The organism is Leuconostoc sp. (genome assembly GCF_965300815.1).
This window is the reverse complement of sequence record NZ_CBDKZH010000156.1, coordinates 1-2,297: the sequence shown is the minus strand read 5'-3', so window position 1 is coordinate 2,297 and position 2,297 is coordinate 1. Positions and strand designations below refer to the sequence as shown.

The window sequence follows — 2,297 nt, the reverse complement described above, 5'->3', positions numbered from 1 at the left end:
CGATTTGAATTAAAAGCCCATCAGTTTAATCACGTTGGTAAATCGGTCAGATAATTTGCTCATTCCAAAGGGCGACTTGGTTTTGCGTGCTGGCGACATCATTTACCTGCGCGCTAATCAAGATGTGGCACAAGCCATTAAAAGGCAATTGCTAGCGACGGTGGTGGTGTAGTCAGATAGGCTAACGAACATAATATGATTTAAAATGGGTGTAATCTGTGCATAAAATGTGAGAAAATATAGTATAAGACTATTGTCGTTTTATTTTTCGGGAGAATTGAGGAGATGTGATGTTAAAAAAGTATAAGTTATACAAATCCGGTAAAACGTTGGTGACGGGGATTTTTGTTGCTGGTGCCATCGCCTTAACTGGAGTGTCACAGGTACACGCTGACACAACTACGCAAACTAGTACCGATCAGGTTGTGCAGACTGTGGCAGCAAATCCAACCGCGACAACAACTGATGCAACAGCAACGCAGCCAGTAGATACGCCCACGACAAAGCCAGCACCGGTGACAAGTACCACGCCAGCAAGCTCTTCGGCAACATCGGCTAGTACAGAAAGTCCAGTTACTGGCACTGACGGAACAACTAACAACGTTAGTGACGTATCTGCCCCACAAACAGCATCTACGCCAAACACCACAAGTACAGCGCCACAAACGCCTACTGCAAATACAGCTAGTACAGTATCACCAGGCACAACCGCACCGGTATCGGCAGTAACACCAGCCCCAGCACAAAGTGTAACGACTACGCCACAAACCGTTGCAACACCCGATATCACTGTGCAAGGTCAAGGACAAAACTATGGCTGGCAAAACCCTGTCCATGAAAACGAAACAGCTGGTGTTACCGGCCAAGCGTTACGTTTAGAAGGGGTTAAAATAACCGTTAACAACACGAGCAACACCTACCCAGGTGATATTGTTTATCAAGCACATGTTTCCGGAACTGGCTGGCAGAGTGAAGTTAAAAATGGTGCGCTAGCAGGAACAGTTGGACAAGCCCGTCAGATGGAGGCCATCAAGATTCATTTGACCGGTGAATTAGCCAACCAGTATGACATTTACTATCGTGTTCATATTCAAGATTTTGGGTGGTTAGATTGGGCTTCAAACGGGACTGTGGCTGGCTCAACTGGTCTAGGGTTACGGCTTGAAGCGATTCAATTCTTGCTTAATTTGAAGCAACAAACCTTCACCCAAAGCACGCAACGACCAAGTGTTGGCGCAGCTAACTTACAATACCAAGTACAAGGCCAAGACTATGGCTGGCAAGGGACGCGTAATAATGATACATTTGCTGGGACAACAGGGCAGGGTAAACGCTTAGAAGCAATCAAGATTTATCTTGATAACAATGGCTTGACCGGTGATGTTGTCTATCAGGCACACGTTTCAGGAACAGGTTGGCAAAATGCAGTCACCGATGGTCAGTTAGCAGGGACGGTTGGTCAGTTTCGCCAAATGGAAGCCATTAAAGTGACTTTGACCGGCCAATTAGCCAGTTATTATAACCTTTACTATCGTGTTCATATCCAAGATGTGGGTTGGTTGGCTTGGACAGCTAATGATGGTATTGCTGGCTCAACTGGCTTAGCAAAGCGTATTGAAGCCATTCAATTAACACTGATTCAAAAAGGCCATGCTGTACCGCAAACAGGGACAGCCTATTTGAACCCGACAAATTATCAAGTTGTCACAAAGCATGCAAACCAACCGGTTTACTTCTCGCAATTAGATAGTCGCTGGGCAAATCATCCTTTTAATGACTATACAATGGGGCCAGCTGGCTGTGTCCCAACTAGTATTGCAATGGTTTTGAATGGGTCATATGGTATCCCAGTGAATCCAGACAACGTAAGAGCCGTGATGAATAACATCAGTACATCATCATACGGTGCGACGGGCATTGACTTGATTAATACCGTACATTATTATGGTCGTCAAGTCGAACAAATTAATACGGTTGCCCGCACGGCGCAATTGTTACAACAAGGCGTTCCTGTAATTTTCTATGTTAATGTGGCTAATGGTATCGGTCACGCAATTGCTACTTACGGTTACAGTAACGGGGCAACGCAGGTCTATGATCCTTACAGTCGCTATTACTTCAATGGCTGGTACGATCTTAACTATCTTTCGAATACGCTGAGTCGCGATCCTGCTGATTGGAATGCCGGACGACCAGTGTTTGCAATTATGTAGCGTCATAAAATAACGTGGTAAAAAGACAAGTGATTGTCTTTTTTTAGTAGCATAATCTTAAAATATATTGATAACGTAAAAAGG

Annotated in this window: 2 protein-coding genes; both read left to right on the top strand. The window is 44.7% G+C overall.

Translation table 11 applies throughout. The annotated features are described in order from the left end of the window. Window positions 1-34: 34 nt before the first annotated feature. Window positions 35-172 carry a TrkA C-terminal domain-containing protein gene (locus ACW12G_RS07565; RefSeq protein ID WP_455647669.1) on the top strand — a complete coding sequence of 46 codons (138 nt, stop codon included), beginning with the start codon at window positions 35-37 and terminating at the stop codon, window positions 170-172. Between the two features lie 118 nt (window positions 173-290). Continuing rightward, window positions 291-2,213, top strand: coding sequence for a C39 family peptidase (locus tag ACW12G_RS07560; RefSeq protein ID WP_455647668.1), 1,923 nt, complete (start codon window positions 291-293; stop codon window positions 2,211-2,213). The last annotated feature ends 84 nt before the right edge of the window (window positions 2,214-2,297 follow it).